Here is a 24,832-nt window from a genome sequence, read left to right as displayed (position 1 = left end):
GATTCAATATTTGACCGATTGTTCGGTCACGAACGTCAGATGACGATCAGGGAAGCCAGGGCCGCCAGATCCATACCAACGCATGAGCAACGACGGCGATTGCCACGAAGCCGACGAACGTCGCCATGAACAGCTTGTGGAATTCCTTCGCTTCTTCCGGCGTAAGGTATGTCCTCAGGCCGAAGCGATCATCAGGATCACTCATAGCTTTTCTCCAATGTGCTTGATTGTGCGAGAGGCGTCGTGCCTCCCTTGGTACCCGGACGGATTTCTCTGTCCGAATGCTGGAGCCCGGCAGCGCGGGCAATCTCTTGAATTTCGGCGGTCATGCGCCTTCTCCTGCAAGCAGGGCATCGGCGAGCCGTTCGGCAGATACGCGTTCTTCGCCAGCACGGCGCGCGGCGCGTTCAGCGGCATCGCGCAGGCGCTTTGCGGCAGAAATGCGGATCAGGACGGGCTGCGCCTCTACCAGCGTATCGAGCTTGGCCTTGGCGTCTGCATCCCACGCCATCTCGCGGTGCTGTTTCGCGGGCGTGGGGTCGACTTTGTCGAGATCGGTGCTGAGTGGCAGGATGTGGAACAGGGCGTCGAACAGCGCATTGCACACTTCCTGCACCAGATACGTCGCGCCGGAATAGCCCATGAAAGGCGTACCCGGATGGCGTCGAATGGCTGCGCCGGGGAAGCTGGCCGGGATATAAATCCCGCGCGATTTGCATTCGGCCATGTACATGCGTTCATTGTACGATCCGAACATCACCAGCGGCGGATTGGTATGGATCGCCTCGCGCACGGCAGCATTGTCAGGCTTTACGCCAGCAGACCTGCTGAAGGAAAACGCGCAGGGCAGGCCCATGTCATCTTCGAGGAATTTGCGGATACCGCGCGCATAGGTTTCGTTCGCGACGATGCCGAAGCTGGCCGTGGCGAAGAAATCCTGCGTGACGGAGCGCCACAAATCCCACAAAGGCTTGATCGTAGTGTGCTTCTCACGCTCGATAAACGGTTCGGGGTCTAGCCCCAGTTCTGCACCCAAGGCGCGGAGGAATTTCGTGGTAGAGCTGAGGCCTACAGGAGCCTGGAAATAGGGCCGCTCCATCAGTTCACACAGATTGCGGCCAAATTCGCGGTAAAGGCAAACATTGGCCTGCGCGTCGCCAAGGCGGCGAACATCCGCCAGATGGCTGCCGAGAGGGAACGCCATGTTCACTTCTGCGCCAATGCCTTCGACAAGGCGGCGGATTTCTGCGAGGTCGGATGCCATGTTGAACATGCCGTAAGCGGGGCCGAGGATGTTGACCTTGGGCTTCTCGCCATCTTTCACCGGCTTCATGGCAGGCACTTTTTTCGGCCCGAATTCGGTCCACAGCCAGCTCATCGCGCGGTCGGCGCTTTGCCACTGATCTTCGTCGATCGTGCGCGGCAGGAAGCGTTTGATATTGGTGCCTTGCGGAGTAACCCCTCCGCCGATCATTTCCGATATGGAGCCGGTGACGACCACTGCCGGCAATTCCGGATCGAGCGTTTTCCAGGCGCGCATCATGGCAGCTTCTGTCCCGGTTTTGCCGAGCTCTTCCTCGCCAAGGCCGGTGACAACGATTGGCAGCTCGTGCGGCGGCAAACCGTCTGTGTAATGCAGCACCGATGTGACGGGCAGGTTCTCACAGCCAACCGGGCCATCGATGATGACTTGCAAGCCCTTTATCGCCGTAAAGACATAGACTGCGCCCCAGTATCCGCCTGCGCGGTCATGATCGAGGATCAGGCTCATGATCCTACAGCCTCTGCCGCTTTGCGCGCAGCTTCATTCAGCGCAGCGTATTTCGCTTTGAACTTGGGCCGGTCCATCGGCGTGTCTTCCCAGACGCCGCTGGTGTGACCGGTGCCGACGCCTTCGAAAAACTCGCTCATGGTGTTCATGCGCGCCTTGTTCGCCATCGCCGCATTGATCACCTGCGCCAAACTGCCCGCTCCTGCCGGACCCATCAGCGGGCGGGCGGAGATCAGATTGGTGAAGTATAGTGAAGGGATAGCCTTCTGTTTGGCGTGCTGGACAACCGGGGTTGTGCCGATGGCCAAATCGGGGCCGAATTCTGCAATCGCGGCAATGTCTTCTTCCAGGCTGGCGCGGAAATTGATGCGCACGCCCTTGGCCTCCAGCCATTCACGGTCGGGATCGGACCACTGCGTTTTGGGGCAAGCGGTGCCAACATAGGGCACATCCGCGCCGCTTTCGATCAGCAACCGCGCGACCAGCAATTCAGAACCTTCATAGCCCGATACGGTAATCCGGCCATTGATGGGATTGGCAGCCAGTGCGCCGCGGATTGCTCCGGTGAAAGTGTCCTTGGCGGAATCGATCTGCGATTGCTTTACGCCGCATGCATCGCCGATGGCATCGAGCCATGCAGCAGTGCCTTCCGCGCCGACCGGAGCAGAGCCGATGATCTTGCGGCCAGCTTTCTGGAATTCACGGACGCTGGCGGTGTAGAAGGGGTGGATGGCAGCAACAGCCGCGCAATCGAGCGCGCCATAAAGTTCGCGCCATTCGCGTGTCGGAACAACCGGGCCAGCGGCCAGGCCAAGCGGCTCCAGCAACATCCCGATACCTACCGGATCAGCCGGGAACATTTCTCCCAGCAGGGTGATTGTGGGTTTGTCGCTCTTTTCGCGGGGCGCAGCTACGGGGCCTTGCTCCACTTCCTCGCGGGCATATTTGAGCATGGCACCGGCCAGCACATCCTTCGCCTCTGCATGGGTGGGGATGCCAAATCCAGGCACATCGATCCCGATGATCCGCACGCCGTTGATCTGGTCCGGCAGCAACCGCAACGGCACGCCGCTGGCCGTTGGAACGCACAGATTGGTGACGACGATGGTGTCGTAATTCTCTGGATCGGCGAGGTTTTCGACCGCTTCCTTGATGTCTTCAAACAGCTTGCCGGTAACTAGCGTTTCAGAACTGAAAGGGACGTAGCCGACTGTCCGCCGCGCGCCGTAGAAATGCGATGTGAATGTCAGGCCGTAAACGCAGCAGGCAGAACCAGACAGAACGGTGGCCGTGCGCCGCATCCGCAGGCCAACGCGCAAGGACCCGAAGGCCGGGCACATGCTTTGCGGCTGATCGTGCGGGCCTTTGCTTTCCTCAACCGGATAATCTGCCGCATATCGATCGAGAATTTCGCTCTTACCAGCTTTGCGCGCAGCTTCGCGCATGGTGTCTGCACCGCCATGGCAGCCGCCGCCAGTGTCCGCTCCGGTATCGATGTCGATCCGGTCAGGCTGGCGCGCCATGTCTGTTGCCAGATCACTCATGCATCATGCCTCATCATAGATCACTTCGAGCGATGGCTTTTCTTCAAAAGTTCCGCCGCGCATGTCTGCCTGAGTGGCGGGCATCAGTCGGATGTCCCGGCCTGTGTCTTCAGGAGAGAAGAGATTGAGCAAACCGTCCTGATCGAGCGGGGTGGGCTGGCGCGGAGGCGCTTCGGCAACGTTCTGTGCGAGCTCTTCGAAAAGACTGCCCCATTCGCTGTCCGGCGTTCCGATAATCTGGTAATTGGCTGATTTTCGGCGAATATCTTCATTCGCAGGAATGGCTGTCAACACTGGAATATCAACGGCATCGGCAAAGGCCTGGGCTTCACCCGTGCCATCATCCTTGTTGATGATCATGCCGGCCACGCCGACATTGCCGCCCATCTTGCGGAAGTATTCCACCGCCTTGCAGACATTGTTGGCGACATAGAGCGATTGCAGGTCGTTCGATCCGACAACAATCACTTTCTGGCACATGTCGCGGGCAATCGGCAGGCCGAAGCCGCCGCACACCACGTCACCCAGGAAATCGAGCAGGACGTAGTCGAAGCCCCATTCGTGGAAGCCCAGTTTTTCGAGCAATTCAAAGCCGTGAATAATACCGCGTCCGCCGCAGCCGCGCCCAACTTCGGGGCCGCCAAGTTCCATGGCGAACACACCGTCACGCTGGAAGCACACGTCTTCGATGGTGACTTCCTCGCCAGCCAGCTTCTTGGCCGAACTGGTCTCGATGATGGTCGGGCAGCTTTTGCCGCCGAACAGCAGGCTGGTGGTGTCGGACTTGGGATCGCAGCCAATCAGCAGCACCCGCTTGCCCTGCTGCGCCATCATGTAGCTGAGGTTGGACAGGGCAAAGCTCTTGCCTGATCCACCCTTGCCATAGATCGCGATGATCTGCGTTTCGGACTTTATCTCGCCGGTGTGAACGGGATCGGGTTCAATCGATGCTTCGTCCCGCAAGGCTGTATCGGCGTCGAGCATGGTCATTCTGATTGGCTCCAGTCGAGCACCATTTTCAGGCAATCGGTATCGTTGAAGGCGGTGGGGTAGGCCTTGAGGGCGTCCCCGGCGGGGCTTGTGTGCGAAATCAGGCCGCTCAGATCGAGCGCGCCGCTATCGATAAGGTCGCGCGTTGCGGAAAGGTCTTCCGGCTTCCATTCTGCGGCCACACGGAAGCGGGCTTCGGCGCGGAAGGCGGCGGGAAATGCAAAGCTGGGGCGATTGGCGTAAAAGCCTGCAAGAACAATCTCGCCGCCATGGGCGAGGCGCCCGATCAGTGCGTCGATCCCGTCGGCATAACCGCTGGCATCATAGACCGAGGTGTAATCGCGGCGGTCATCATCCTTTGGTGCAAGAACATCATAACCCGCGCCGCCGGTACGGCGGCTGGCCTTGTTGTCCCATACGACGGGGGCAGGTGCGCCCATCGCGATGGTAATGCGGGCGAGCAATCGGCCGAGCGTGCCGTGTCCAACGATCAAGTCGGGAACTGTGCCACCGGCAATCGCGTGAAGTGCAGTCGCAGCGAGCGCAAACAGCACGCCTTCGCGGCCCAGCGACTCGGAAACTGGCAGAGCGCGGGCGGACGGCAGAATCACCTTTTCCGCTGTGCCGCCAAACAGGCCGCGGGCGCTTTCGTAACAGGTTGCACCGGGAACAAAGACCCATTCACCGATGCGATCTTCCACATCGGTTCCGCCACCAATCACGCGGCCCACTGATTCATATCCGGGTACGAGCGGGTAACCCATGCCTGGAAAACTTGGCATTTCGCCTGTCCAGAACAGCTTTTCCGTACCGGTACTTATCCCGCTGTGATGGATTTCGACGATGACATCGGAAGGGCTACATGGAGACAAGGTCAGCGGACGCAGCGACAGCTTTCTTGGAGCTTCCAATATGACCGCATGTGCGTCCATTCGCTAAACCATCCCTTTTCAACCCTTGCGGGCCCACGGCATCCCAAGATGCTTCTTCGGACGTTCACCTTAGCGAAAGCTGCCTAAGTGTCAATCAAGCATGACAATCTAAGTTGTCATGCCAGACTGACAATTAGACTTGCGATCACGGGTTGACGGGTAGTGGCGGACTGCCAGCTCTGGAATCCGGCCTCTTGCAGCATCGCGCCGATCTCTCTTATGGAGCGAGGCCGCCCTGAATTCATCGCCCACAGGTATAATCCGAAATACGCATCCCCCATGCCCTGCGCTCCGGGAGTGTCCGCCATAGGCTCGGCAATGACTAATCGGGCACCTGGCTTCAACGCTTTGTGGGTGGATTTGAGCAGGGCCAGGGCGGCGTCATCATCGTGATCATGCAGAATACGGTTCAGAGTGATGCAGTCGTAACCTGTGGGCAGCGGGGTGTGGAAAAAGTCGCCAGGATGCAGCGTGACGCGGCCGTTCAATCCTGCCGACTCGAGTCTTTTTGCAGTTCCTTCGAGCACTGGAGGCAGATCGAAAATGCCGAGTCGTGCATTGGGGTGCTGAACCGCGACCGCACTGACGAAAGCGCCATGACCGCCGCCGATATCAAGGATGCTGCGGCACCGCGAAAAATCATGCGCGGCAAGAGTCTGCTCGGCCACCATCGCCTGGGAAACCGCCATGAGATCAGAATAAGCCGAAGCCTTTTCGTCGTTTCCTTGCACACCGTATTGCCAAAAGCGGGAGAGTTGCGTTTGTGCCTTCCGGTCAGCACGCAGCAGGGCGAGAGGGTCCGCCAGATCGGCGTAGAGCAGTTTGTGATGACGAATCATCGCCTGTGCGCCGGCATTGGCATGCAGCGGTGCGCCGCGCTCGCCGAGCATCCACCAGCCGGGTGACACTTCCTCAGCCAGACCCAGAGCCGCCGCTGCTCGCACCAGCCGCAGCGCGCCATCGCGTGACAAATCGCAATGCGCCGCGATGGCATCGGCATCGCTGGGGCCCTGTGCCAGCAGGCCAAGCAGGTCGGCTTCAACCGCGGCCAGCAGGGTCTGTGAATAGGTAAACCCGGCCACAAGGTCGAACAGATGGGATGCATGCTTGCGCGCCACCCGGCTGAAGGGCCAAAGCGCAGACGCCCATTTCTGAAATGCGGGATTGGCAAATATGCGATTGCGCCGATTGATCCAGCGCCGCTTCCATTCGGGCGGGTGTGTGTTTGCAGATTGAAGGTTTTCGATGACCATATGTCCAATCAACTGGACAGAAGGTGTGTAAACGTCAATCATCTTCAGTAGGAGAGACTGTGTCCAAGCCCACCCAGACCATGTCAGCAACGCCCCACGTCGTGATTGTCGGCGCAGGCATGGGTGGGCTGTGTTCAGCTGCTTTGCTGGCGGCGCAAGGGTGCCGCGTGACAGTGGTGGAGAAAGAGGCGCATCCCGGCGGCAAGGCGAGGCGTTTGCCGGTGGACGGCGTCGGGGTAGATGCCGGGCCGACTGTTTTTACCCTGCGCGATGTGTTCGACACGATCTTTCGCGCCTGCGGATCGGAGCTGGACGATCATGTCCGCGTCCGCCCGGCAGAAACGCTCGCCCGCCATGCGTGGAATGCAGACGAACGGCTTGACCTGTTTGCCGATCCAGCCCGCAGTGAAGAGGCGATCGGTGACTTTGCCGGAGCAGATGCGGCGCGCGGCTATCGCAGCTTTCGTGCGGAAGCTGCGCATATCTTCGAACTGCTCGATCAAACCCTGCTGCGGCAAGGCAAGGTCTTCTGGCCGCCGCAGTTCATCAAGCGTCTTGGCCTGTCCCGCATCGGAGAGATGTCCGCAATCCGCCCGTACGAGAAAATGTGGACCGTGCTGGGCGAACATTTCACCGATCCGCGCCTGCGCCAGTTGTATGGCCGCTACGCCACCTATTGCGGGTCATCGCCCTTCGATGCGCCCGCCACGCTGATGCTGATCGCCCATGTGGAGGCGCAAGGGGTGTGGCTGATCGACGGCGGCTTGAGCGCGCTTGGCGCAGCATTGCAGAAACTGGGGGAGACGCAGGGGGCCAGCTATCGCTTCGGCCATGCCGTCACCAGAATCGAAACGAACCGCGGCCGCGTATCCGGCATCACGCTGGACAATGGCGAGCACATCGCCGCCGACCGGGTGATCGTAAATGCTGATCCTGCCGCCTTGGCCGATGGCGCGCTGGGGCCGGATGTGACGCGGGCCGCAGGCAGACTAAAGCCCAATGCGCGGTCGCTTTCCGCCATGGTATGGTTGGCAAATGCAAAAACGAGCGGCCTCCCTCTCAAACGGCACAATGTGTTCTTTTCGCCTGATTACGCCCGCGAATTTGCTGACATTGGTGCAGGCGCGCCACCAACCGATCCCACAACATATATCTGCGCGCAGGACCGTGAGACCCTTTCTGTTGAAGCGCCACTGGGCCGCGAACGCCTGCAGATCATTGTCAACGCGCCGGCCAATGGCGACACCCACGAATATTCCGCCGAGGAGAGAGATCGATGCACGGAAGCGATGATCCGCCGTCTGCACCATTGCGGGCTGGAGCTGGAGGAGCCGGTGCCGCATCGCCTGCTGACGCCGAACGAATTCGCGAAGTTTTTGCCCTCGACCGGCGGAGCGATCTATGGACGGGCCTCGCACGGATGGGCGGCGTCCTTCCTGCGCCAGGGGACGCGGACCCGGATCCCTGGGCTTTATTGCGCGGGTGGAAGCACGCACCCGGGGGCGGGAATGCCGATGGCGGCCTTGTCCGGGCAATTGGCGGCGCGCACGATCATGCAGGACCTCGCTTCGACGCGCCAGTTCCACCCGGTGGCTACGCCTGGTGGTACATCGATGCGCTCAGCGACGACGGAAAACACGGGCTGACGATCATCGCCTTTATCGGCAGCGTATTTTCACCCTATTACAAGCGCAGCGCGCGGGGCGATCCGCTCAATCATTCCTCGCTCAATGTCGCACTATATGGCCCGCGCGGACGCTGGGCGATGACGGAACGGCCAAGCGGCGCGGTGGTGCAGGAACGCGATACCTTAAGCATTGGGCCAAGCGCCATGCGCTGGACTGGCGATGCACTGGAAATAGATATTGATGAACGCGACAAGCGCCTGTTCAATCCATATCGGCGCCCGGTCCGCGGCACCATCAGGGTGATGCCGGAGGCGCTCAATACAGTCAGTTTCGGGCTTGATCCGGCTGCGCGCCACCGCTGGCACTGCCTTGCCCCGCGCGCCCGCATCGGAGTCGAGATGAAGGAGCCGGCTCTTAGCTGGAAAGGCGGGGCCTATTGCGATTCCAATTTTGGCGACGAGTCCCTGGAAGAGGGTTTTCGCCTGTGGCATTGGTCCCGCGCGCATGCGGCCAGCGGCAGCGTAGTGAATTACGAAGGTGTGCGGCGCGATGGATCGCATTTCGCCAGCGCCCTGCGTTTTGCCCGCGATGGCACGCCTGAACCGGCAGAGCTGACGATGGTCGCGCCGCTGCCCAACTCGTTCTGGCAAGTCGAACGCAAAACCCGCGCGGACAAGGGCGAGGCCAGCGTGATCAAAACCTGGGAAGATGCGCCATTCTATGCGCGCTCCACCTTGTCGACGCAGCTTTATGGGGAGCGGATGATGGCGGTGCAGGAAAGCCTCGATCTGGACCGTTATGCCTCACCGATCGTCCAGTTCATGCTTCCCTTCCGCATGCCCCGATCCCGTTCCTGACGTTTCGTTGTCGGCTGCCGCTTTCGCTGCTCTGTCCTTCTTGATCTCGCGGTTGACTGACCAGATCTGGTAGATCCCGAAGCCCAGCGCGATGGCGTAAAAGAAGACAATCTCGATCATTCGTCGATCACGCCCTGTTCGCGCGCGAAGTCGATGATGAACTGCGCGGCAGTCTCGGGCGCTTCCTCATGCGCCAGATGGCCCAGATCAAAAAGCAGTTCGAGCCGCGCACTGGGCAGCCTTGCGGCAGCTGCCTCGACCGAGCCAGTTGGAACCGCCTTATCGTGCCGGCCATGCGCCAGCATCACCGGATTGGCGATGTCTTTCAGGCTTTCGGAAAAGCTGTCCAGATCCCAATTCGCCATCATCGCCAGCGCGCCTTCGCAATGCCGGTGATTGCCGAGCAGCGCCTCGTAGCAAGCGAGATTCTCGGGCGAGGTTTCCGATCCGGTGGCGCGGCGCAGGAACCGCTTGGCTTCTCCGGGAATGCGCGTGCTGGCAGCGAAAATGCGTGGGACGAATGGATTGACGAACAATGCCTTGGCCATCGCCGGGAACAGCTTTGCGGCAAGGCCGGGGAACGGCATGATGGCCGGGCTGAAACCGACGATGGGCAGCGCGGCGTCTGTTTGGTGTGCATGATGCAGAGCAATGGCGACGCCTGCGGAGTGAGCGGCGCATATCGCCGGTTTGACCTCCAGCTCTTCCAGCAGCGCAGCGATGGCACCGGACATATTTGCCAGGCTCGGCCCGCCGCGCAGCCGCCCGCTGGTAAAGGCGTGGCCGGGCAGGTCAGGCACGGTCAGCGTGAAATGCTTCGCCAGCAGGGGCATCATCGCGCTCCAGCTGTGGCAGGAGGCTCCGGTGCCGTGGAGCAGCAGCAGTTCTGGCCCGTTTCCCATGCGCTGCACATGCCAGTCCAGCCCGCCGGCTTTTACAAACCGGGAAGCGTCGCGGTGCGGCCAGACGCGTCCCTCACGCTCCCAATTCAACTGGGCGCTCATGCTGGCTGGGCGTTCGAAGGGGCGTCAGGCTGGGCGGCGATCACGATATTGCTCAGCGCCTTTGCGTCGGCGAAGGGCAGCGGGAGATAGCGCGCCTGCATAATGCGGGCGATGGTCTTTGCGTCTTCCCTTGGTCGCGGGGCAATGTCGATCACCAAGGCGTCCAATCCGCTGGCGGCGAGGGCGCGGGCACCGGCATGGGCATCCTCGCGCGCCTGCTTTCGGCCCGGGGTGCCATCGGCAGCAATATTGGCACTGCCATCGGTCAGGAAGACCAGAAACGGTGTGTTGCCGCGTGACTGAATGCTGCCGCCAAGCTCGCGTGCGAGCGTTAGTCCGTTGGCCAGCGGTGTCCCGCCACCTCCCGGCAATCCGGCCAGTGCGCGGCGGGCGCGGGTCAGCGATCGTGTGGGGGGCAGCAGCAGCTCCGCGCCGTTTCCGCGAAAGGCAATCAGCGCGACTTCGCTGCGTTTGACGTAAGCCTGAGCGAGGATCATTTCGACCGCGCCTTTCGCCTCGGCGAGCCGGGCAGCGGCAGCAGAGCCGGAGGCATCCACGCAGAACACGGTGACCGTTGAAGCGCGTTCCTCAAACCGGCGAATGCGCAGATCTTCCTTGCGGACCTGAAGGTGGCCGGTGGCTGTCTCACGCCCTTGCTCAAGGCGGCGCAAGGGTTGCCACGGCACCGCCGCGCGCAAGGTATCTATGATCGCCAGCCGTGCGCCATCGCGGGGCATTCCGGGGCGCGCACCCAACGGCTTTCCGCGCAGTTTGGACTTGGCGCGGCGCCCGCTTCCGCCGCCTTGCGCTTTGCGTCCAGCGCGTGTCCCGGCAATCAGATCGAGCACATCCGGCGGTATCGCCGCCAGCGCGGCTTCCAATATCAAATCCTCGGGAATACTCTCTGTAGACTGGCTGCTGTCACTATCAACGGGCGTGTCCGGGTTGTCTGGCGGAGGTGGTGGCGGGCTTTCAGCATCCTCAGGCGTTTGCTCCGGGATCTGCGTGGCGCGGGGGGCCAGGACCATGCGGGCAGCGGCTTGCACATCCTCCTGCGCTACCGCCGTCCGCCCATTTAGGGCGGCGTGTGCGCGGGCCGTTGTCAGCGCAAAAATCAGCGGCCGGACCGAGTCTACACCCAGCGCCATTGCGACACCGGCAAGAGCGGTGAGTGTTTCGTCGGAGGCGGGTTCAACGGCACTTATGGGCACCTGATCAGGGCAGAGGCGAGATTCGTAGTCCAATGATGTGACGCCGCTCAGATCGCAGGCAAAAGCGATCCTGTCGGTCAAGGCTGCGGGCGGGCGTTCGTCGGCTTCGATCCCGTCATCCAGCAACACCAGCCCAAAGCCTGCGTCGCTATCCATGGCCTGCGCCAGCCGTCCGGCAAGCGCATCGGTCATCCGCTCCGCCATCGGGGCGATCAGGGCGCCGCCTTCTGCTTCAGTCAGCAATCCACTTTGCATCACCGATTTGCCAGCTGTCAGGCTGGCAACAATATCGACTCCGCCTAGCAGCCGTGCTTCGTCCACGTGGGGCGGCATCCGGCGGGAGGGGATTGTATCGCGGATCATGTCCAGCACCGCATCGCGTGCGGGCCCTCCACCGCGTAGCACAATGCCGCCCAATGCACGGGGTGCGAGAATGAAAAGCTGTGCGGCCAGCTTTGCTTCGGCCAACCCGTCCGGCGGCTGGGCCGCGCCGGTCATCCGAACAATTCGGAAATCGAGCGCTCGATCCGCACGGTGGAGCCTGTTTCGTCCAGCACATCACGGCGAAGGCGGTGGCGCAGGGCAAGGGGCGCAACATCTGTTACATGCTCCCGCCGTACCGATTTCGCACCGCGCAAAGCCGCCAGCGCTCTTGCGCTGCGCATCAGCGTGAGTTCGCCGCGCAAGCCGTCTGCACCAACAGCCATGCACAGGTTCGCTGCGTCGGTCAGCACATCGTCCGGCACTTCCAATTTGGCGAGCTTGGTCTGACCGCGCGCGATCTGGCGCAGGACCTTGTTCTCCTCTGCCTGCCATTCATTGGCAAAGCCTGCCGCATCGCGTTCCTGTGCGGCGCAGCGACGCATTATCTCCACCCTGTCTTCAATCTGTGTGGGCGTGCGCACTTCGACGCTCAACCCGAAACGGTCGAGCAATTGCGGACGCAGTTCGCCTTCTTCCGGATTGCCACTTCCGATCAGCACGAAGCTGGCGCGGTGGCGGACGGACAGGCCCTCCCGCTCGACCACATTCTCGCGCGATGCCGCCACGTCCAGCAGCAGATCGACCAGATGATCTTCAAGCAGGTTGATTTCATCAATATAAAGAAAGCCCCGGTGCGCCTTTGCCAGCAATCCCGGTTCAAAGGCCTTCTCGCCCGAACGCAGCGCCCGCTCCAGATCTAGCGCGCCCAGCACGCGATCCTCTGTTGCGCCCAATGGCATGTCGACAAACGGCACCGCCTGCTTCCGGGCGCGCTTGGACGTGCAGGGATCAGGGCAGGTGCCAGCCTGGTCAGGGCGGCAGCCATAACGGCATCCCTCGGCCACGGAAATCGGCGGCAACAGCGCAGCCAATGCCCGCGCCGCAGTGGATTTGCCCGTCCCACGGTCGCCAAACACCATGACGCCGCCGATCGACGGATCAACCGCCGCAATCAGCAGCGCCAGCTTCATTTCGTGCTGGCCAACAATGGCGGAGAAAGGAAATCTGCTCACGTGTCAGCCAATCTGGACAAGTGCCTGCGTCAGGGCAAGCCAAAAGGTTGAAGTTTGTGCCGATTGCCATTGGCTGCCCTGCGTGACATGAGCGGCGCATGTTCGACCGCCCTGCCACAGATCCGCTGACCGGATCGGTCCAATGGCTGACCGGCACGCTGGTTGGCGATCTGGCTGCCGCGATTTGCGTGCTCGCGATTGCCTTTGTCGGCTTTTCAATGCTGACCGGCCGCATCGCGATCCGGCGCGGACTGCAAGTTATCCTGGGTTGTTTTGTGTTGCTGGGCGCACCGGTAATTGCTGCAGGAATGCTGGGTTTGCTGCTGCCGGAAACAGGCTCCCGCTTAGGCCCTGCGGACACAGTCGTTTACGAGGCCGGACCGCGTGAGCCATTGCAGCCGGTCGAGGATGCTCGCTGATACGGCTTCAATTTGCAGACGAGTGGAAATTGCAATCGAGCTGTCTGGACGATAGGCAGCAAACATGAACTGGCGATCAGCCGGATTGGGGATTTATAGTATGTATCACAGGTTTTTGATGGGAATGCTGGCTCTGGCTGCTCCATTTGCGGCAAACACGGCATTTGCACAGACCAGATCACCGGATACGATTGATCCGGCAGAAATGCTCAGCGCGCTAGATGCAGGGTCGGTTGACGCAGCACTGGCCGTGGTAACGGTGAATGCGGTTGCTCAGATGGATGAAGCTGGCAATCAATTCATGACTGCAACTGTTGGCAATGGACTGACGTTTGAAATCCACTTTGCCTCATGTGAGCAAGAGCTTTCGCAGGCCTGCAAGGCGATGTATCTGATAGCGCGGTGGGATGCCGTATCTCCGGATGCGCAAGAGCAGATGGAGGCATTGGCCAATAATTTTCAGATGGAACGGCCCATTGTCTCAACCGGGTTCTTGCCGGACGGAAAGCCCTATCTGTTGCGCTTCGTGATCGCCGATTATGGCATCCAGCAAGGCAATGTGCTGTCCGAGTTTTCCAATTTCATCCAGAACGCGACTGATTTTCACAATCTGATCGGCACGGAAGTTCCGCTAAACGCAGCAGAATAACATCGAAAGTTTCGGAAAGCGGCAGGCCGAACAGGCCTGACTATATATCCGGCGATTGCATGTTTTTCAGAAGTTTGTTACTTCTTACCACACAAAATCTACCGGGGGATTAACATGAAGTTTCGTTCACTCGCCGCCACCAGCGCACTTGCTCTGGCTGGCTCATTTTACGTATCTTCACCTGCGCAGGCGCAGGATTCATATCTCGGAACAGTAGAGCTTTCCGGGTACAACTTCTGCCGGCGCGGGACTGTCGAAGCCAACGGCGCGCTCCTTTTGATTTCACAGAACCAAGCGCTGTTTTCGCTTTTCGGAACGATTTATGGCGGTGACGGGCGGACGACTTTTGCAATGCCCGATTTGCGCGGGCGCGTGCCGTTTCATCGGGGTACGAATCAAGGCGGTGCAACATACCAAATCGGCTCTCGCAGCGGAACTGAAACCAACACGCTGACGGTAAACCAAATGCCGTCGCATTCGCATACCGCCGGGCTCAGCGTGAACGCGCTGGAAAGCAACACGAACCAGCCTGCGCGCAGCTATCCCGCAGTTGGACCTGCGGGCACGAATACCTATTATCGTGGCCAAAAGCCGCCCTATTTCCTTGCGGCTGACGCGTTCACTATTTTTCCAACTGGTGGCAATCAGTCAGTGAACAACATGCAGCCATACCTCACGATGAACTATTGTGTTGTGACTCAAGGTATTTTCCCGAGCCGTAACTGACGCGATCGCGGGTGCAGGTATATTTTTCGAAACAGACGTGTTTTTTTAACAGGGTTGGGGGTCTTATGAAATTTCGTGCAATTACGGCGGCGGCAAGCGCAGTGGCGATGGCAGCTTCGCTGTCGTTCGCTGCTCCGGCGCAAGCGCAATCGGAACCATTTATTGGTCAGTTGATGCTGACGGGAGCCAATTTCTGCCCGCGTGGATGGGCTAACGCCGAAGGGCAATTGCTGCCTATTTCGTCGAACTCGGCGCTGTTTTCTCTTTTGGGAACGACCTATGGCGGCGATGGGGAAAGCTCGTTTGGTCTGCCAGATCTGCGGGGCCGTGCACCTATTGGGCAGGGCCGCGGGCCAGGCCTTGCGGACCAGAGGTGGGGCCAGCGCGGCGGATCGGAAAGTTTTACCATTACTGAAGCGCAGATGCCGTCACACAGGCACACAGCCGGGCTCAGCGTTAACGCACTGGAAAGCAATACGAACCAACCTGCACGCAGTTATCCTGCTGTTGGGCCTGTTGGCACGAACACGTATTACCGCGGCACTCGGCCACCGTATTTCATGGCTGCCGACGCGTTTGAGATTTTCCCGACCGGTGGCAATCAGTCGGTGAACAAGCGCTCGCCTTACCTTGCGATGTACTGGTGTATTGCGATGCAAGGCATTTATCCAAGCCGCAGTTAATTCCGATTGAGGGTCGCGGCGAAAACTGCATGGTTTTGTTGGTCAGCGATCGTCGTGACTTTTTTGATATATTGAAGGATGTTCCTATGAAAATTACCGAAACTGCCTCGAAAGCTGCATGGTGCACTCCAGCTATTGTCGATCTTGATCAAGATGCCGAAGATGTCAAAAACGGGCTTCAGGCTGGTACCGATGGCAATGCTGGTCTTTCGATGTTGTCGGCGAGCTGATTGGATTTCGGCGACTTTACGAGAGTGAAATTCGGGCAACCTCGGAAATGAATTGAGTTTGTTGGCACGCCATCCTCCATTGCTATTGCAGGCTGAAGTGTCAGGATGATTGCTTGACACACTGAGTCTGGCGAAGGGGGAGGTATGGCGGAGGAATTGCGAAGCGACACTTTGTTCGTTGCTCTCACGCGCCCGCAAATGTTTGCGGGCGTTACCTTTTCCTTTTTCGTCATCAACGCCATCGTCGCGGTTGAGCTGTTCCTGATTTTCAAAAGCTTCTGGGCCGTGCCGATCGCGCTTGCCATCCACGGCGCCGGCATGATTGCGAGCTTGCGAGAGCCACGGATCGTTGATCTGTGGCTCACCCGCATGCGGCATTGCCCGCGTGTGAAAAACCACGCCCATTGGCGCTGTAATTCGTACCGGCCATGAGCAGATTGCGCACAGAGACACGGGCAAAGCTGGCCCGCAAGGAAGTGTCTGCGGGCGCGCATCTGCCCTATGCCCGCCATCTGGATGACGCCACGCTGGAAACCCGCGACGGCCTGTTGATGCAGGTGATCCGCATTGCGGGCTTCCACTTCGAAACCGCTGACAGTGAAGAGCTGAACTACCGCGCAGAGTTGCGCGATGCGATGCTGCGGTCGCTCGGCAATTCGCGTTTTGCCGTCTATCACCATGTCGTGCGGCGGCGGGCCGATGTGTATCTGGAAGGCGAGTATCAGGACCGCTTCAGCCAGGGTCTGGATGCGCGCTGGCGGCAGCGGCTTGGCGCGAAGAACCTTTATGTGAACGATCTGTTCGTCACCATCGTGCGCCGCCCGCTGCAAGGCAATATCGGTATAGTAGAGCGGGCCCGCAACTGGCTAACCAGGAAATCCAGCCGCAATGCTGCGCTGGTGGCTGCGGAAAAGAGCGCGCTCGACAATGCGCGAGAGGCAATGGTGTCAGCCTTGCGACAATATGATCCGCATCTGCTGACGCGCTATGACACGCCTGATGGGCAGCGTTCCGAACTGCTCGAATTCCTGGGCTATCTCTATAATGCCGACATGCGTCCGGTCACGGTTCCGCATGGTGACTGCGGCCATCACATTCCTGCACGTCGCGTAAGCTTTGGTCTGGACACAGTGGAACTGGCACCGGCTGGGCCGATGAAGCGCCGTTTCATGGCGCTGGTGTCGATCAAGGATTATCCGGGGCGCACCATGCCCGGCATGTTCGACGAGTTGTACCGCCTGCCGTTTGAATTGGACGTGACGCAGAGCTTTGCCTTTGTCGAACGCGCAGCGGCGCTGGGCCGGATGAACCTTGCCCTGCGGCGCATGCGCTCTGCCGAGGATGAGGCGATTTCGCTGCGTGACGAGCTTGCTCTCGCCAAGGACGAAGTTGCGGCCGGCAGGGCTGGTTTTGGCGAACATCATACGACCATCGCCGTTCATGCCGACGATCTGGCATCGCTGGACGGGCAGGTCGCGGAAATCATCGCACTGCTCGCGGATCTCGGCATTAATGCTGTCAGGGAGGATCTTGCGCTGGAGCCAACCTTCTGGGCGCGCTTCCCCGGCAATTTCCGCTATATCGCCCGGCGCGGATTGGTCTCGACGACGAATTTCGCAGGACTGGCATCCTTGCACAATTTCCCCACCGGCAAGGCGCGCGGCAATCATTGGGGCGATGCTGTCACTCTGTTCGAGACGACGGCTGCGGGGCCATATTATTTCAATTTCCACCAGCGCGATCTCGGCAATTTCACCGTTATCGGCCCATCCGGCAGCGGCAAGACGGTGGTGATGAATTTCCTGCTGGCACAGGCGCGCAGGTTCGATCCGCGCATCATCTTCTTCGACAAGGACCGCGGGGCGGAGCTGTTTATCCGCGCCATCGGCGGCCAATATGATCGCCTCTCGTCAGACCGTTCCTCCGGCCTCAATCCGCTGCAACTGGACGATACGCCTGCCAACCGGCAGTTCCTGATGGAATGGCTCACCCTGCTAGCGGGCAAGGTGGATGAGGAGGAGCTGGACCAGATCCGCGATGCGATCGATACGAATTTCGCCCAGCCGATGGACCGCCGCCGTCTGCGCCATCTGGTAGAGCTGTTTCGCGGCGGCGCGCGTCCGCACGCCCGCGATCTACATGCGCGGCTGAAGCCGTGGTGGGGTACAGGCGAGCGTGCTTGGCTGTTCGACAATGCGCAGGACCGCACTGATCTGGACGCCAAGGCCGTCGGCTTTGACATGACTTCCATTCTGGATGATCCCGCCGCACGCACGCCCGCGCTGTTGTATTTCTTCCACCGCGTTGAACAACGTCTGGACGGCACGCCCGCCATTATCGTGGTCGATGAAGGATGGAAGGCGCTGGATGACGAGGTATTCGTGCGGCGCATCAAGGATTGGGAAAAGACCATCCGCAAGCGCAACGGCATCGTCGGCTTCGCCACCCAAAGCGCGCAGGATGCCCTTGAAAGCAAAATCGCCAGCGCGATCATCGAACAGGCGGCGACGCAGATATTCATGATCAATCCCAAGGCGCGCGCGGAAGATTACATCAACGGCTTTGGCCTGACCCGCCATGAATTCGATCTGGTGCGCACCCTGCCCGACAATTCGCATTGCTTCTTGATAAAGCACGGCAATGACAGCGTCGTGGCGCGGCTTGATCTGTCGGGCGAAAGCGATTTGCTGACCATTCTGTCGGGCCGCGAAAGCACCGTTCGCCTGTTTGACGAACTGGTCGAGGAAACCGGGCCGGATCCGAAAAACTGGATGAGCAAGCTGCTGGAAAGAGCGGCCTGATGGCGTGTCCGCAAATCCTGACGGGCAGTGAATTTGTAACCCGCATGGTGACGCATATAGATTGCCAGTCGCGCTATCTCGGCAGCTATGGCTACGAGGCGCTTGGCCAGCCTGGTTCGATTGCAGCTATTGCCATGACCGGCCTGCTCACGCTTTTCATCGCGCTTTGGGGCTTTCGCCTGCTGTTCGGGCAAGCACCCGATGGCCGCGATGTGGTGAGTGATGTCCTGAAAATCGGCATCGTGCTGACGCTAGCCTTTTCCTGGCCTGCCTTCCGCACAGTGGTTCATGATGTCACGTTGAATGGCCCTGCGCAGATTGCGGCCGCGCTTTCCAATCCGGGGCTTGCCACCACCAGCGGCGGTTTTGTGGAACGGTTGCAGGGCGTGGACGATGGTATCCTTGCGCTGATTGATCTGGGTACCGGTCGCTGGTCCGGCCAATTCCTCGACGGGCAATCGGGCAATGCCACATTTGCCGGAACTGCGCTGCAAGATGATACTGCGCTTGGCTGGGGCCGGTTGATATATCTTGCAGGCCTGATCGGATCGCTGGGCCTGCTGCGCCTGCTTGCCGGATTGCTGCTTGCGCTTGCTCCTCTGGCGGCAGGGATGCTGCTGTTCGAGGCGACGCGCGGCCTGTTTGCCGGATGGCTGCGCGGGTTGGTGCTGACCTTGCTCGGATCGGTCGCCGTGACCGTGATCCTTGCGGTCGAGCTAGCCGTGCTGGAGCCGTTTCTGCGCGATGCGCTTTACGTTCGCAGCGCAGGATATGCCGCGCCGAGTGCGCCGATAGAACTGTTTGCCATCATGACCGGCTTTACGCTGGTGCAATTGCTGTCGATCTGGCTGCTGGCGAAAGTCGCCTTTATGCGCGGCTGGCCCGCCACTTTGCGCTTGCCTGCCATGCCGGAGCCGAGTTTTTGGCAAAGCCCCTCTGCCGCGGCATTATCGGCGTCCGGATCTGCGCCATACGCCAATCGCGCGACACGCATTTCGCAAGCTGTCGAAAACCGGATGAGCCTTGAGCAGAACCGTTTCATGCGCCTGCCAGCACCTGCCGGAGTAGGCGGCGCCGCGGGGGCTTCTGGTGCTTCTGGCGCTTCTGCCAACACCACCAGCACTGGTCGAGCTTCCGCTTCGTATCAGCCGCCTGAGCGGCTAGGCAATTCCTATCGCCGCACGGCGCATTCGCGCTCATTATCGAGCAGCAGGAGAGACGGTTGACCGCTCACGATTCCATTGATGACCACGATTTTGAGGTTGCGGACAGCTGGGCTGTCAGCGTGACGGATGAGCTGGAGAAATCGCGCCGCACCGCATGGATTGTCGCCTGCGTTTCCGCCGCGATTGCGCTGCTGCTGGCCATCGCGCTGGTCATCCTGCTGCCGCTCAAAACAGTCGAGCCGTACACGCTGCTGGTGGACCGGCAGACGGGCAATGTGGAAGCGCTTGCGCCGCTGGACGAGCAATTGATTGCGCCCGATGCAGCGCTTACCCGCTCCTTCCTGGTGCAATATGTCATTGCTCGCGAGAGCTTCGATTATGATGATTTGCAGGAGGACTATGCCAAGGTCGCCTTGTGGACCACGGGCGAGGCGCGGCGGCGGTACGAAAACCTGATGCGCGCCAGCACGCCGGGCGGTCCTCTCAGCGCCTATTCGCCCGGATCGCGAATTTCTGTCGAGGTGCGCAGCGTTTCATCGCTTTCGGCAGATCGTTCGCTTGTTCGATTTTCAACGACGCGGACCGATACCGGCGGCCAACCACAGGTCGCCCAGCATTGGGCAGCGGTGGTGGATTACACGTTTACGGGAGCGCAGATGAGCGAGCAGGACCGCTATCTCAATCCGCTCGGCTTTCAGGTGACACGCTATCGCCGGGATGCGGAAACACTGCCCGAAGTGATGGAAGCGCAAGAGGCTGTGCAATTGCAAGCTGCCCCTCAACGTCGCGCTGCCGAGGAGCAGCCGGAGCAGTGATGCGCCTGCTCGCCCTGACACTTGCACTCGCGGTCGTTCCGGCAGCCAGCCCAGCAGCAACGGCGCAGGTCGTGCCCAATCTGGAGCTGGATAATCCGCGCCTGCAGACCGTGCAATGGGAAGACGGGCTGGATGTGCTGCTTACCGTCATGCCGTCTACCGGGGTGACGGTTATGCTTGAGACAGGCGAGCGGATCGAGCGTGTGACATTGAGCAATCCCGCAGATTTCGACGTGCGGGTCTCGCCTGAAGGCAATAGCCTGCTGCTGCTTCCCAATGGAGCCGATATTGCGGGCACCATGATGGTGGATACAGACCGCCGCAGCTATCCCTTTACCGTGCGTACCGGGGAGGGGCTGACAGCAGCGTATTTGGTGCGTTTCACTTATGGCAGCACACCCGTGGCTGTTCGCTCCGTGTCTGCCGATACTCAGGCGGTCAGCAGCGCGAACTGGTCATACAATTTGCGCGGCGACAGCGAAGTGCGCCCGCAATCGGTGCGGGATGACGGCATGCGAACCTACATCACCTATGATCCCGATCAGGCCCTGCCAGCCGTTTTTGCGATCGGGCAGACAGGGGATGAGGAAATGGTCAACGGGCATATGCGGGGCGATGTTTTCGTGATCGACCGGGTCTATTCGGAATTGGTCTTCCGCCTTGATGAGGAGCGGGTTCGTGCCCGCCGAAACAGTCGGCCGGATGGCGAAGGATGAGCGAAAAAGCAGATCTTCCAGAGGATGGCGGCCGTCCGGTCGTGCGGACTGCGCCGCCAAGCAATTACGGGCTCTATGCCTTCATCGCGATTCTGCTGGTTGGCGGCGTTTGGCTTTTTACCGCGCTGAATGCGGCGCGAGAGACTGCCAGCGCCCCCACGACCTTTGCGACCGATAACGGGGCGGGCCAGATCACGTCTCCGCAGCCGCTATCCTTGCCAGAGCGGGCGCGGGTGCTTCCAGTTGATATTGGCGAAGTGGAGGGCGCGCCGCCACCAATGCCCGCGCCGACACAGCAAACATTCTATTCGCCGCCTGTCGCACCGCCGCAGCCGTCTCCTCCGCCTGTGTTCAACGATCCGCCGCGCTCGCCGTTCGCCGACCAGCCGCCTATACCCAGTGTCATCTTCGATCGAGCGCAGCAAACCGGCAGTGCGGAGCCGCAGGCACTGCAACGCGATGATGCGAACCGTGTTCTGGCAAGCAGGCTGCGCAATCCATCCTTCACCGTCACGCAGGGCACGATCATTCCCGCCGTGCTGGAAACCGCCTTCGATTCCACCCGGCCCGGCCGCGTGCGCGCACTTGTGCAGCGCGACGTTCACTCTTTTGATGGCACCCGTGTTCTGGTGCCGCGCGGCAGTAGATTGTTTGGCGAATATGATGCTGGCATCAGCCCGGGAGAACGCCGCGCGTTGATAACATGGACGCGGCTTCTGCGCCCCGATGGGGTGAGCATCGCACTTGATAGCCCTGCATCCGATCCACTGGGCCGAGGCGGTGTTGAAGGCGATGTCAATTCGCGCTTTTGGGCGCGCTTTGGCGGCGCGCTGCTCCAGACCGTGCTGGATATTGGCGTCGGTGTGGCAGTTGGCTCGGCCTCCGACGGAGGTACAATTCTTGCCCTTCCGGGCAGTACACAGAATGTGGTGCAAGGCGGCAATTCCCAGCAACCGCGCCCGGTGCTGGAGATAGACCATGGGACAAGCGTTTCGGTACATGTCGCGCGCGATCTTGATTTTTCGACCGTAGAAAGCTGATTTGGCGTGGAAGCCGGATATTATCTCGACAGTTTTCTTGCACCGCTGGCACCGTGGCTGGGCCGTGCGGACATTACCGACATCTGGATAAACCGCGCGAACGAAATCTGGTTTGAAACGCTGGGTGGCGGTATCTCGCGAGAGGCCGTGGAGGGGCTGGACGAGGCGACATTGGGCCGTCTGGCGCGTCAGGTCGCAGCCCATTCTGCACAAGGTGTTAGCCGCGCGCAGCCCTTGCTTGCTGCGTCTCTGCCCGATGGTAGCCGCGTGCAGGTTGTCGGGCCGCCAGCAACGCGGGGCGGGCATGTGATTGCCATCCGCAAACATGTGTCGCCTGATCTATCGCTCGATCAATGGGGAGAAGCTGGCGCTTTTGAAGGACTGGCACCGGGAAAGGCATCGTTGGAAAGCTGCATTACCAATCGCATGGTCGGCCCCGATGAGGCACCGGCTGTGCTGAAAGAGGCGGTTCGCGCACGCCGCAATATTCTTGTTTCCGGCGGTACGTCGTCCGGCAAGACCACATTTCTCAACGCGCTCCTGGCAGAGATACCGGCAGAGGAACGGCTGGTCCTGATCGAGGATACAGAAGAACTCAAACTGCGGCATGAAAATGCTGTCGGCCTGATCGCGGCGCGCGGCGCGATGAGCGAGGCGGATGTGTCGGCAGAAGATCTGCTGATCGCGGCTCTGCGACTGCGACCTGATCGCATAATTCTTGGCGAATTGCGCGGGGCAGAAGCTTTCACCTTCCTGCGCGCCGTCAATACCGGCCACCCTGGCTCTATGACCACGATCCACGCGGATACCCCCACGCGCGCTATCGAGCAGCTGGTACTTTTGGTGCTGCAGGCAGGCTCTCGCCTGGGCCGCGATGATGTGCGCCATTACGTTCGCGAAAGCGTTGACGTATTCGTACAATTATCGCGGGAAAACGGACGCCGCAGCGTGTCTCAAGTGATGCTGGCCGAACGCGCCTGAATGCGCCTGGACGGGCCTGAACCTGGTTAATCAAGGCAGCCATACAGGCGCACCATTTTTACAAATGTTTACTGAGCGGCCCGGTGTGTTCGTGTTAACAATGCAATTGCGAACATCGATGCGCGCCGGGGAGACGCAGAATGGCAAGTATTGTAGCGGGCGGAAAACGCTCCGCCATCACGAAGCAAATCGGCGTAGCTCTCGCCGCGATGGCAACTGCCGTATGTTTTCTTGCCGCCGGCACATTATCAAGCGGTCCTGCAGAGGCCGCCGGATCATCTGAAGAGGTGACCTCTATCCAGTAGATGCCGATAATCGCCAGTCCCCCTGGTGATTGACGGCATCATGCAGGAAACCCTGCCCGAGCCCTTCAGGGTCGCACCTGAAACTGCCAGCGGGGAATTTGCGAAAGCTGGATATGCCTGTTCGCGTCGGAGCGCTTCGCTCTCATGGCATCGCCCAAAGGTGAGCCGCTGGGGGCAAAGCGAAGCCTCCGGCGCGGCACTTTTTTGAGGACAGACCTGTTCGCCTCTGCAAGGCTTGCGCAAGGGCGAACAAAGGGCATAGCTTTGCCTTGAAGCGAAAGGTTCGGAAATGCGGATGATGGATAATGCGGGTTTCTGGCGATTTTCGATCGCTTGCCTGCTGCTGCTTGCCATGACTGTGCCGCAGGCGGCCCATGCGCAATCGGCAAATAGCGTTGTCACCTATCGCATGGTCAGGGGGGACACTCTGTATTCCATCGACAATCGCTTCTTGAGCGGCGGCGACAGTATCGCTGCGATCGCGCGCATCAACGGCATAACCAACCCTAACCGTATTCCTGTTGGCACAGTCATCCGCTTGCCGCGCGACATGCTCGCGTGGCGCAATGCCGGGCTGGTTGTGCGGAGTTTTTCCGGACCGGTGAATATCGATGGATCGGCGCCGCAGGTTGGCATGTCTGTGCAAGAGGGATCGGTGATCCGTACGGGAATGAACGGCTTCGTTTCGTTTCAGTCCGCGGATGGAGCGACTGTTGCATTGCCTTCCAATTCCCACGCGCGCCTCGAACGCGCCAGGATTTATCGTCTGCGCGACCTGCGCGACATAGAATTCCGTATCCTTGGCGGGCGCGGTGCTGTCCAGGCACCGGTTCTCCGGGAAGAAGAGCGATTTCGGACAAGTACCCCGGTCGCGGTAACGGCTGTGCGCGGCACGCAATACCGTGTCGCCTATGACGAAACGACCGGACGCAGCATCAGCGAAATTGTCGAAGGCACTGTTTCGGTCGAAACCGAGACTTCCGCGCAACTTGCCAGTCAAGGTTTTGGCGTGGCAGTGACATCAGCGGGCATCGGCGGGCTCGAGCAACTACTTCCTGCCGTGACGATCACGGAGCCGGGGGCCATCCAGACTGAAGAAATCGTATCGTTTGCCTTGTCGCCGCCTGAAGGTGCGATGGGCGCTCGTACCCAGATCGCGCGCGATGCGGGCTTCCTTGAAATGATCGCGCAGGATGTGAGCGGAGACGGCATCGCCACTTTCGAAGGACTTCCGGACGGACGCTATTTCATCCGTTCCCGCCCGATTTCAAGCAACGGCATCGAAGGCCTTTCGGACACCTTTTCCTTCCGGCGCAAGCGCCTTGGCGCCCAGGCAGCTGTCGAAGCGTCACCCATTGCCGATGGCTTCCGCTTTGCATGGTTGCCGCAGGGAGAGGGCATTACATATTTTGCCTTCCAGCTGTGGCAGCAGGGCGCAGCGGGTACGCCGCTGTATGATGAAATCGCACTGCCCGGCAGCGCCACGGTTGTTACCGGCCTTGAACCGGGTACTTACGTCTGGCGTATAGCAGCGATCCAGGCCGATGCCGAAGACGGATTGTTGAAAGTGTGGGGACCGGAACAGAGCCTTATCGTTTCAGAAGAGTAAGTCGCG

The 24,832-nt window shown here is 60.3% G+C and carries 26 protein-coding genes; 16 read left to right on the top strand and 10 right to left on the bottom strand.

Annotated elements, in window-relative coordinates:
- Positions 1–46 precede the first annotated feature (46 nt).
- From pufB to AB731_RS12305, 7 genes are all read right to left on the bottom strand, one after another.
- The gene (gene pufB, locus AB731_RS13860; RefSeq protein ID WP_082126490.1) at positions 47–205 is read right to left on the bottom strand and encodes a light-harvesting antenna LH1, beta subunit; all 159 of its coding nucleotides are present in this window, start codon (positions 203–205) and stop codon (positions 47–49) included.
- Positions 198–329 (bottom strand): hypothetical protein, encoded by a 132-nt coding sequence (locus tag AB731_RS14340; RefSeq protein WP_269429539.1) that lies wholly within the window; start codon positions 327–329, stop codon positions 198–200. Before AB731_RS14340 ends, pufB begins: the two co-directional genes overlap by 8 nt.
- Positions 326–1,771 carry a chlorophyllide a reductase subunit Z gene (gene bchZ, locus AB731_RS12325; protein ID WP_047094343.1) on the bottom strand — a complete coding sequence of 482 codons (1,446 nt, stop codon included), beginning with the start codon at positions 1,769–1,771 and terminating at the stop codon, positions 326–328. The genes AB731_RS14340 and bchZ overlap by 4 nt, the downstream gene beginning before the upstream one ends.
- Positions 1,768–3,315 (bottom strand): chlorophyllide a reductase subunit Y, encoded by a 1,548-nt coding sequence (gene bchY, locus AB731_RS12320; protein WP_082126489.1) that lies wholly within the window; start codon positions 3,313–3,315, stop codon positions 1,768–1,770. The genes bchZ and bchY overlap by 4 nt, the downstream gene beginning before the upstream one ends.
- A 3-nt stretch (positions 3,316–3,318) precedes the next feature.
- On the bottom strand, positions 3,319–4,305 hold the full coding sequence (locus AB731_RS12315; protein ID WP_047094342.1) for a chlorophyllide a reductase iron protein subunit X: 987 nt from the start codon (positions 4,303–4,305) through the stop codon (positions 3,319–3,321).
- On the bottom strand, positions 4,302–5,237 hold the full coding sequence (gene bchC / locus AB731_RS12310; RefSeq protein ID WP_047094341.1) for a chlorophyll synthesis pathway protein BchC: 936 nt from the start codon (positions 5,235–5,237) through the stop codon (positions 4,302–4,304). Before bchC ends, AB731_RS12315 begins: the two co-directional genes overlap by 4 nt.
- Before the next feature lie 116 nt (positions 5,238–5,353).
- The gene (locus tag AB731_RS12305; RefSeq protein WP_231638940.1) at positions 5,354–6,532 is read right to left on the bottom strand and encodes a methyltransferase; all 1,179 of its coding nucleotides are present in this window, start codon (positions 6,530–6,532) and stop codon (positions 5,354–5,356) included.
- Between the two features lie 17 nt (positions 6,533–6,549).
- On the opposite strand from AB731_RS12305, the gene crtD reads away from it, so the two are divergent.
- Positions 6,550–8,136, top strand: a complete 1,587-nt coding sequence (gene crtD, locus AB731_RS12300) for a 1-hydroxycarotenoid 3,4-desaturase CrtD (protein WP_331386708.1) — start codon at positions 6,550–6,552, stop codon at positions 8,134–8,136.
- Positions 8,025–8,975: a hydroxyneurosporene dehydrogenase gene (locus AB731_RS12295; protein ID WP_231638953.1), complete on the top strand. Its 951-nt coding sequence runs from the start codon at positions 8,025–8,027 to the stop codon at positions 8,973–8,975. Before crtD ends, AB731_RS12295 begins: the two co-directional genes overlap by 112 nt.
- 116 nt (positions 8,976–9,091) lie before the next feature.
- On the opposite strand, the gene bchO is transcribed toward AB731_RS12295, so the two are convergent.
- Genes bchO through AB731_RS12280 form a run of 3 tightly spaced genes read right to left on the bottom strand, consistent with a single transcriptional unit; the run spans position 9,092 to position 12,644 of the window.
- Entirely contained in the window at positions 9,092–9,979 is an 888-nt protein-coding gene (gene bchO, locus AB731_RS12290) for an alpha/beta fold hydrolase BchO (protein WP_047094338.1), read from the bottom strand.
- The gene (locus AB731_RS12285; protein WP_047094337.1) at positions 9,976–11,688 is read right to left on the bottom strand and encodes a magnesium chelatase subunit D; all 1,713 of its coding nucleotides are present in this window, start codon (positions 11,686–11,688) and stop codon (positions 9,976–9,978) included. Before AB731_RS12285 ends, bchO begins: the two co-directional genes overlap by 4 nt.
- The gene (locus AB731_RS12280; RefSeq protein ID WP_456236328.1) at positions 11,685–12,644 is read right to left on the bottom strand and encodes an ATP-binding protein; all 960 of its coding nucleotides are present in this window, start codon (positions 12,642–12,644) and stop codon (positions 11,685–11,687) included. The genes AB731_RS12285 and AB731_RS12280 overlap by 4 nt, the downstream gene beginning before the upstream one ends.
- 140 nt (positions 12,645–12,784) lie before the next feature.
- Between AB731_RS12280 and AB731_RS12275 the strand changes: the two genes are divergently transcribed.
- From AB731_RS12275 to AB731_RS12215, 14 genes are all read left to right on the top strand, one after another.
- The gene (locus AB731_RS12275; protein ID WP_064971834.1) at positions 12,785–13,105 is read left to right on the top strand and encodes a TrbC/VirB2 family protein; all 321 of its coding nucleotides are present in this window, start codon (positions 12,785–12,787) and stop codon (positions 13,103–13,105) included.
- Between the two features lie 64 nt (positions 13,106–13,169).
- Positions 13,170–13,754, top strand: a complete 585-nt coding sequence (locus AB731_RS12270; RefSeq protein WP_156167464.1) for a type III secretion system chaperone family protein — start codon at positions 13,170–13,172, stop codon at positions 13,752–13,754.
- 114 nt (positions 13,755–13,868) lie between these two features.
- Positions 13,869–14,480 carry a phage tail protein gene (locus AB731_RS12265; RefSeq protein ID WP_052769058.1) on the top strand — a complete coding sequence of 204 codons (612 nt, stop codon included), beginning with the start codon at positions 13,869–13,871 and terminating at the stop codon, positions 14,478–14,480.
- Between the two features lie 65 nt (positions 14,481–14,545).
- On the top strand, positions 14,546–15,163 hold the full coding sequence (locus AB731_RS12260; protein WP_173425761.1) for a phage tail protein: 618 nt from the start codon (positions 14,546–14,548) through the stop codon (positions 15,161–15,163).
- A gap of 29 nt (positions 15,164–15,192) precedes the next feature.
- Entirely contained in the window at positions 15,193–15,393 is a 201-nt protein-coding gene (locus tag AB731_RS12255; protein ID WP_047094334.1) for a hypothetical protein, read from the top strand.
- A 144-nt stretch (positions 15,394–15,537) separates the two neighbouring features.
- Positions 15,538–15,825, top strand: a complete 288-nt coding sequence (locus AB731_RS12250) for a type IV secretion system protein VirB3 (protein ID WP_047094333.1) — start codon at positions 15,538–15,540, stop codon at positions 15,823–15,825.
- Positions 15,822–18,194 (top strand): VirB4 family type IV secretion/conjugal transfer ATPase, encoded by a 2,373-nt coding sequence (locus tag AB731_RS12245; RefSeq protein ID WP_047094332.1) that lies wholly within the window; start codon positions 15,822–15,824, stop codon positions 18,192–18,194. Before AB731_RS12250 ends, AB731_RS12245 begins: the two co-directional genes overlap by 4 nt.
- Positions 18,194–19,420 carry a type IV secretion system protein gene (locus tag AB731_RS12240; RefSeq protein ID WP_052769057.1) on the top strand — a complete coding sequence of 409 codons (1,227 nt, stop codon included), beginning with the start codon at positions 18,194–18,196 and terminating at the stop codon, positions 19,418–19,420. The genes AB731_RS12245 and AB731_RS12240 overlap by 1 nt, the downstream gene beginning before the upstream one ends.
- Positions 19,417–20,175, top strand: a complete 759-nt coding sequence (locus tag AB731_RS12235) for a virB8 family protein (protein ID WP_052769056.1) — start codon at positions 19,417–19,419, stop codon at positions 20,173–20,175. Before AB731_RS12240 ends, AB731_RS12235 begins: the two co-directional genes overlap by 4 nt.
- A complete protein-coding gene (locus AB731_RS12230; RefSeq protein WP_052769055.1) occupies positions 20,175–20,891 on the top strand; it encodes a TrbG/VirB9 family P-type conjugative transfer protein in 717 nt (238 codons plus the stop codon). The genes AB731_RS12235 and AB731_RS12230 overlap by 1 nt, the downstream gene beginning before the upstream one ends.
- Positions 20,888–21,931 carry a TrbI/VirB10 family protein gene (locus AB731_RS12225; RefSeq protein ID WP_047094331.1) on the top strand — a complete coding sequence of 348 codons (1,044 nt, stop codon included), beginning with the start codon at positions 20,888–20,890 and terminating at the stop codon, positions 21,929–21,931. Before AB731_RS12230 ends, AB731_RS12225 begins: the two co-directional genes overlap by 4 nt.
- Positions 21,932–21,937: 6 nt before the next feature.
- Entirely contained in the window at positions 21,938–22,912 is a 975-nt protein-coding gene (virB11, locus tag AB731_RS12220; protein ID WP_047094330.1) for a P-type DNA transfer ATPase VirB11, read from the top strand.
- Positions 22,913–23,052: 140 nt separating this feature from the next.
- Entirely contained in the window at positions 23,053–23,217 is a 165-nt protein-coding gene (locus tag AB731_RS14025) for a hypothetical protein (protein ID WP_156167463.1), read from the top strand.
- Between the two features lie 295 nt (positions 23,218–23,512).
- On the top strand, positions 23,513–24,826 hold the full coding sequence (locus AB731_RS12215) for a FecR domain-containing protein (protein ID WP_047094329.1): 1,314 nt from the start codon (positions 23,513–23,515) through the stop codon (positions 24,824–24,826).
- Positions 24,827–24,832 lie beyond the last annotated feature (6 nt).

This window comes from Aurantiacibacter marinus (assembly GCF_001021555.1).
Lineage (GTDB): Bacteria > Pseudomonadota > Alphaproteobacteria > Sphingomonadales > Sphingomonadaceae > Alteraurantiacibacter > Alteraurantiacibacter marinus.
The sequence above is the reverse complement of the archived record's forward strand: the minus strand, read 5'-3'. Positions and strand labels throughout refer to the sequence as shown.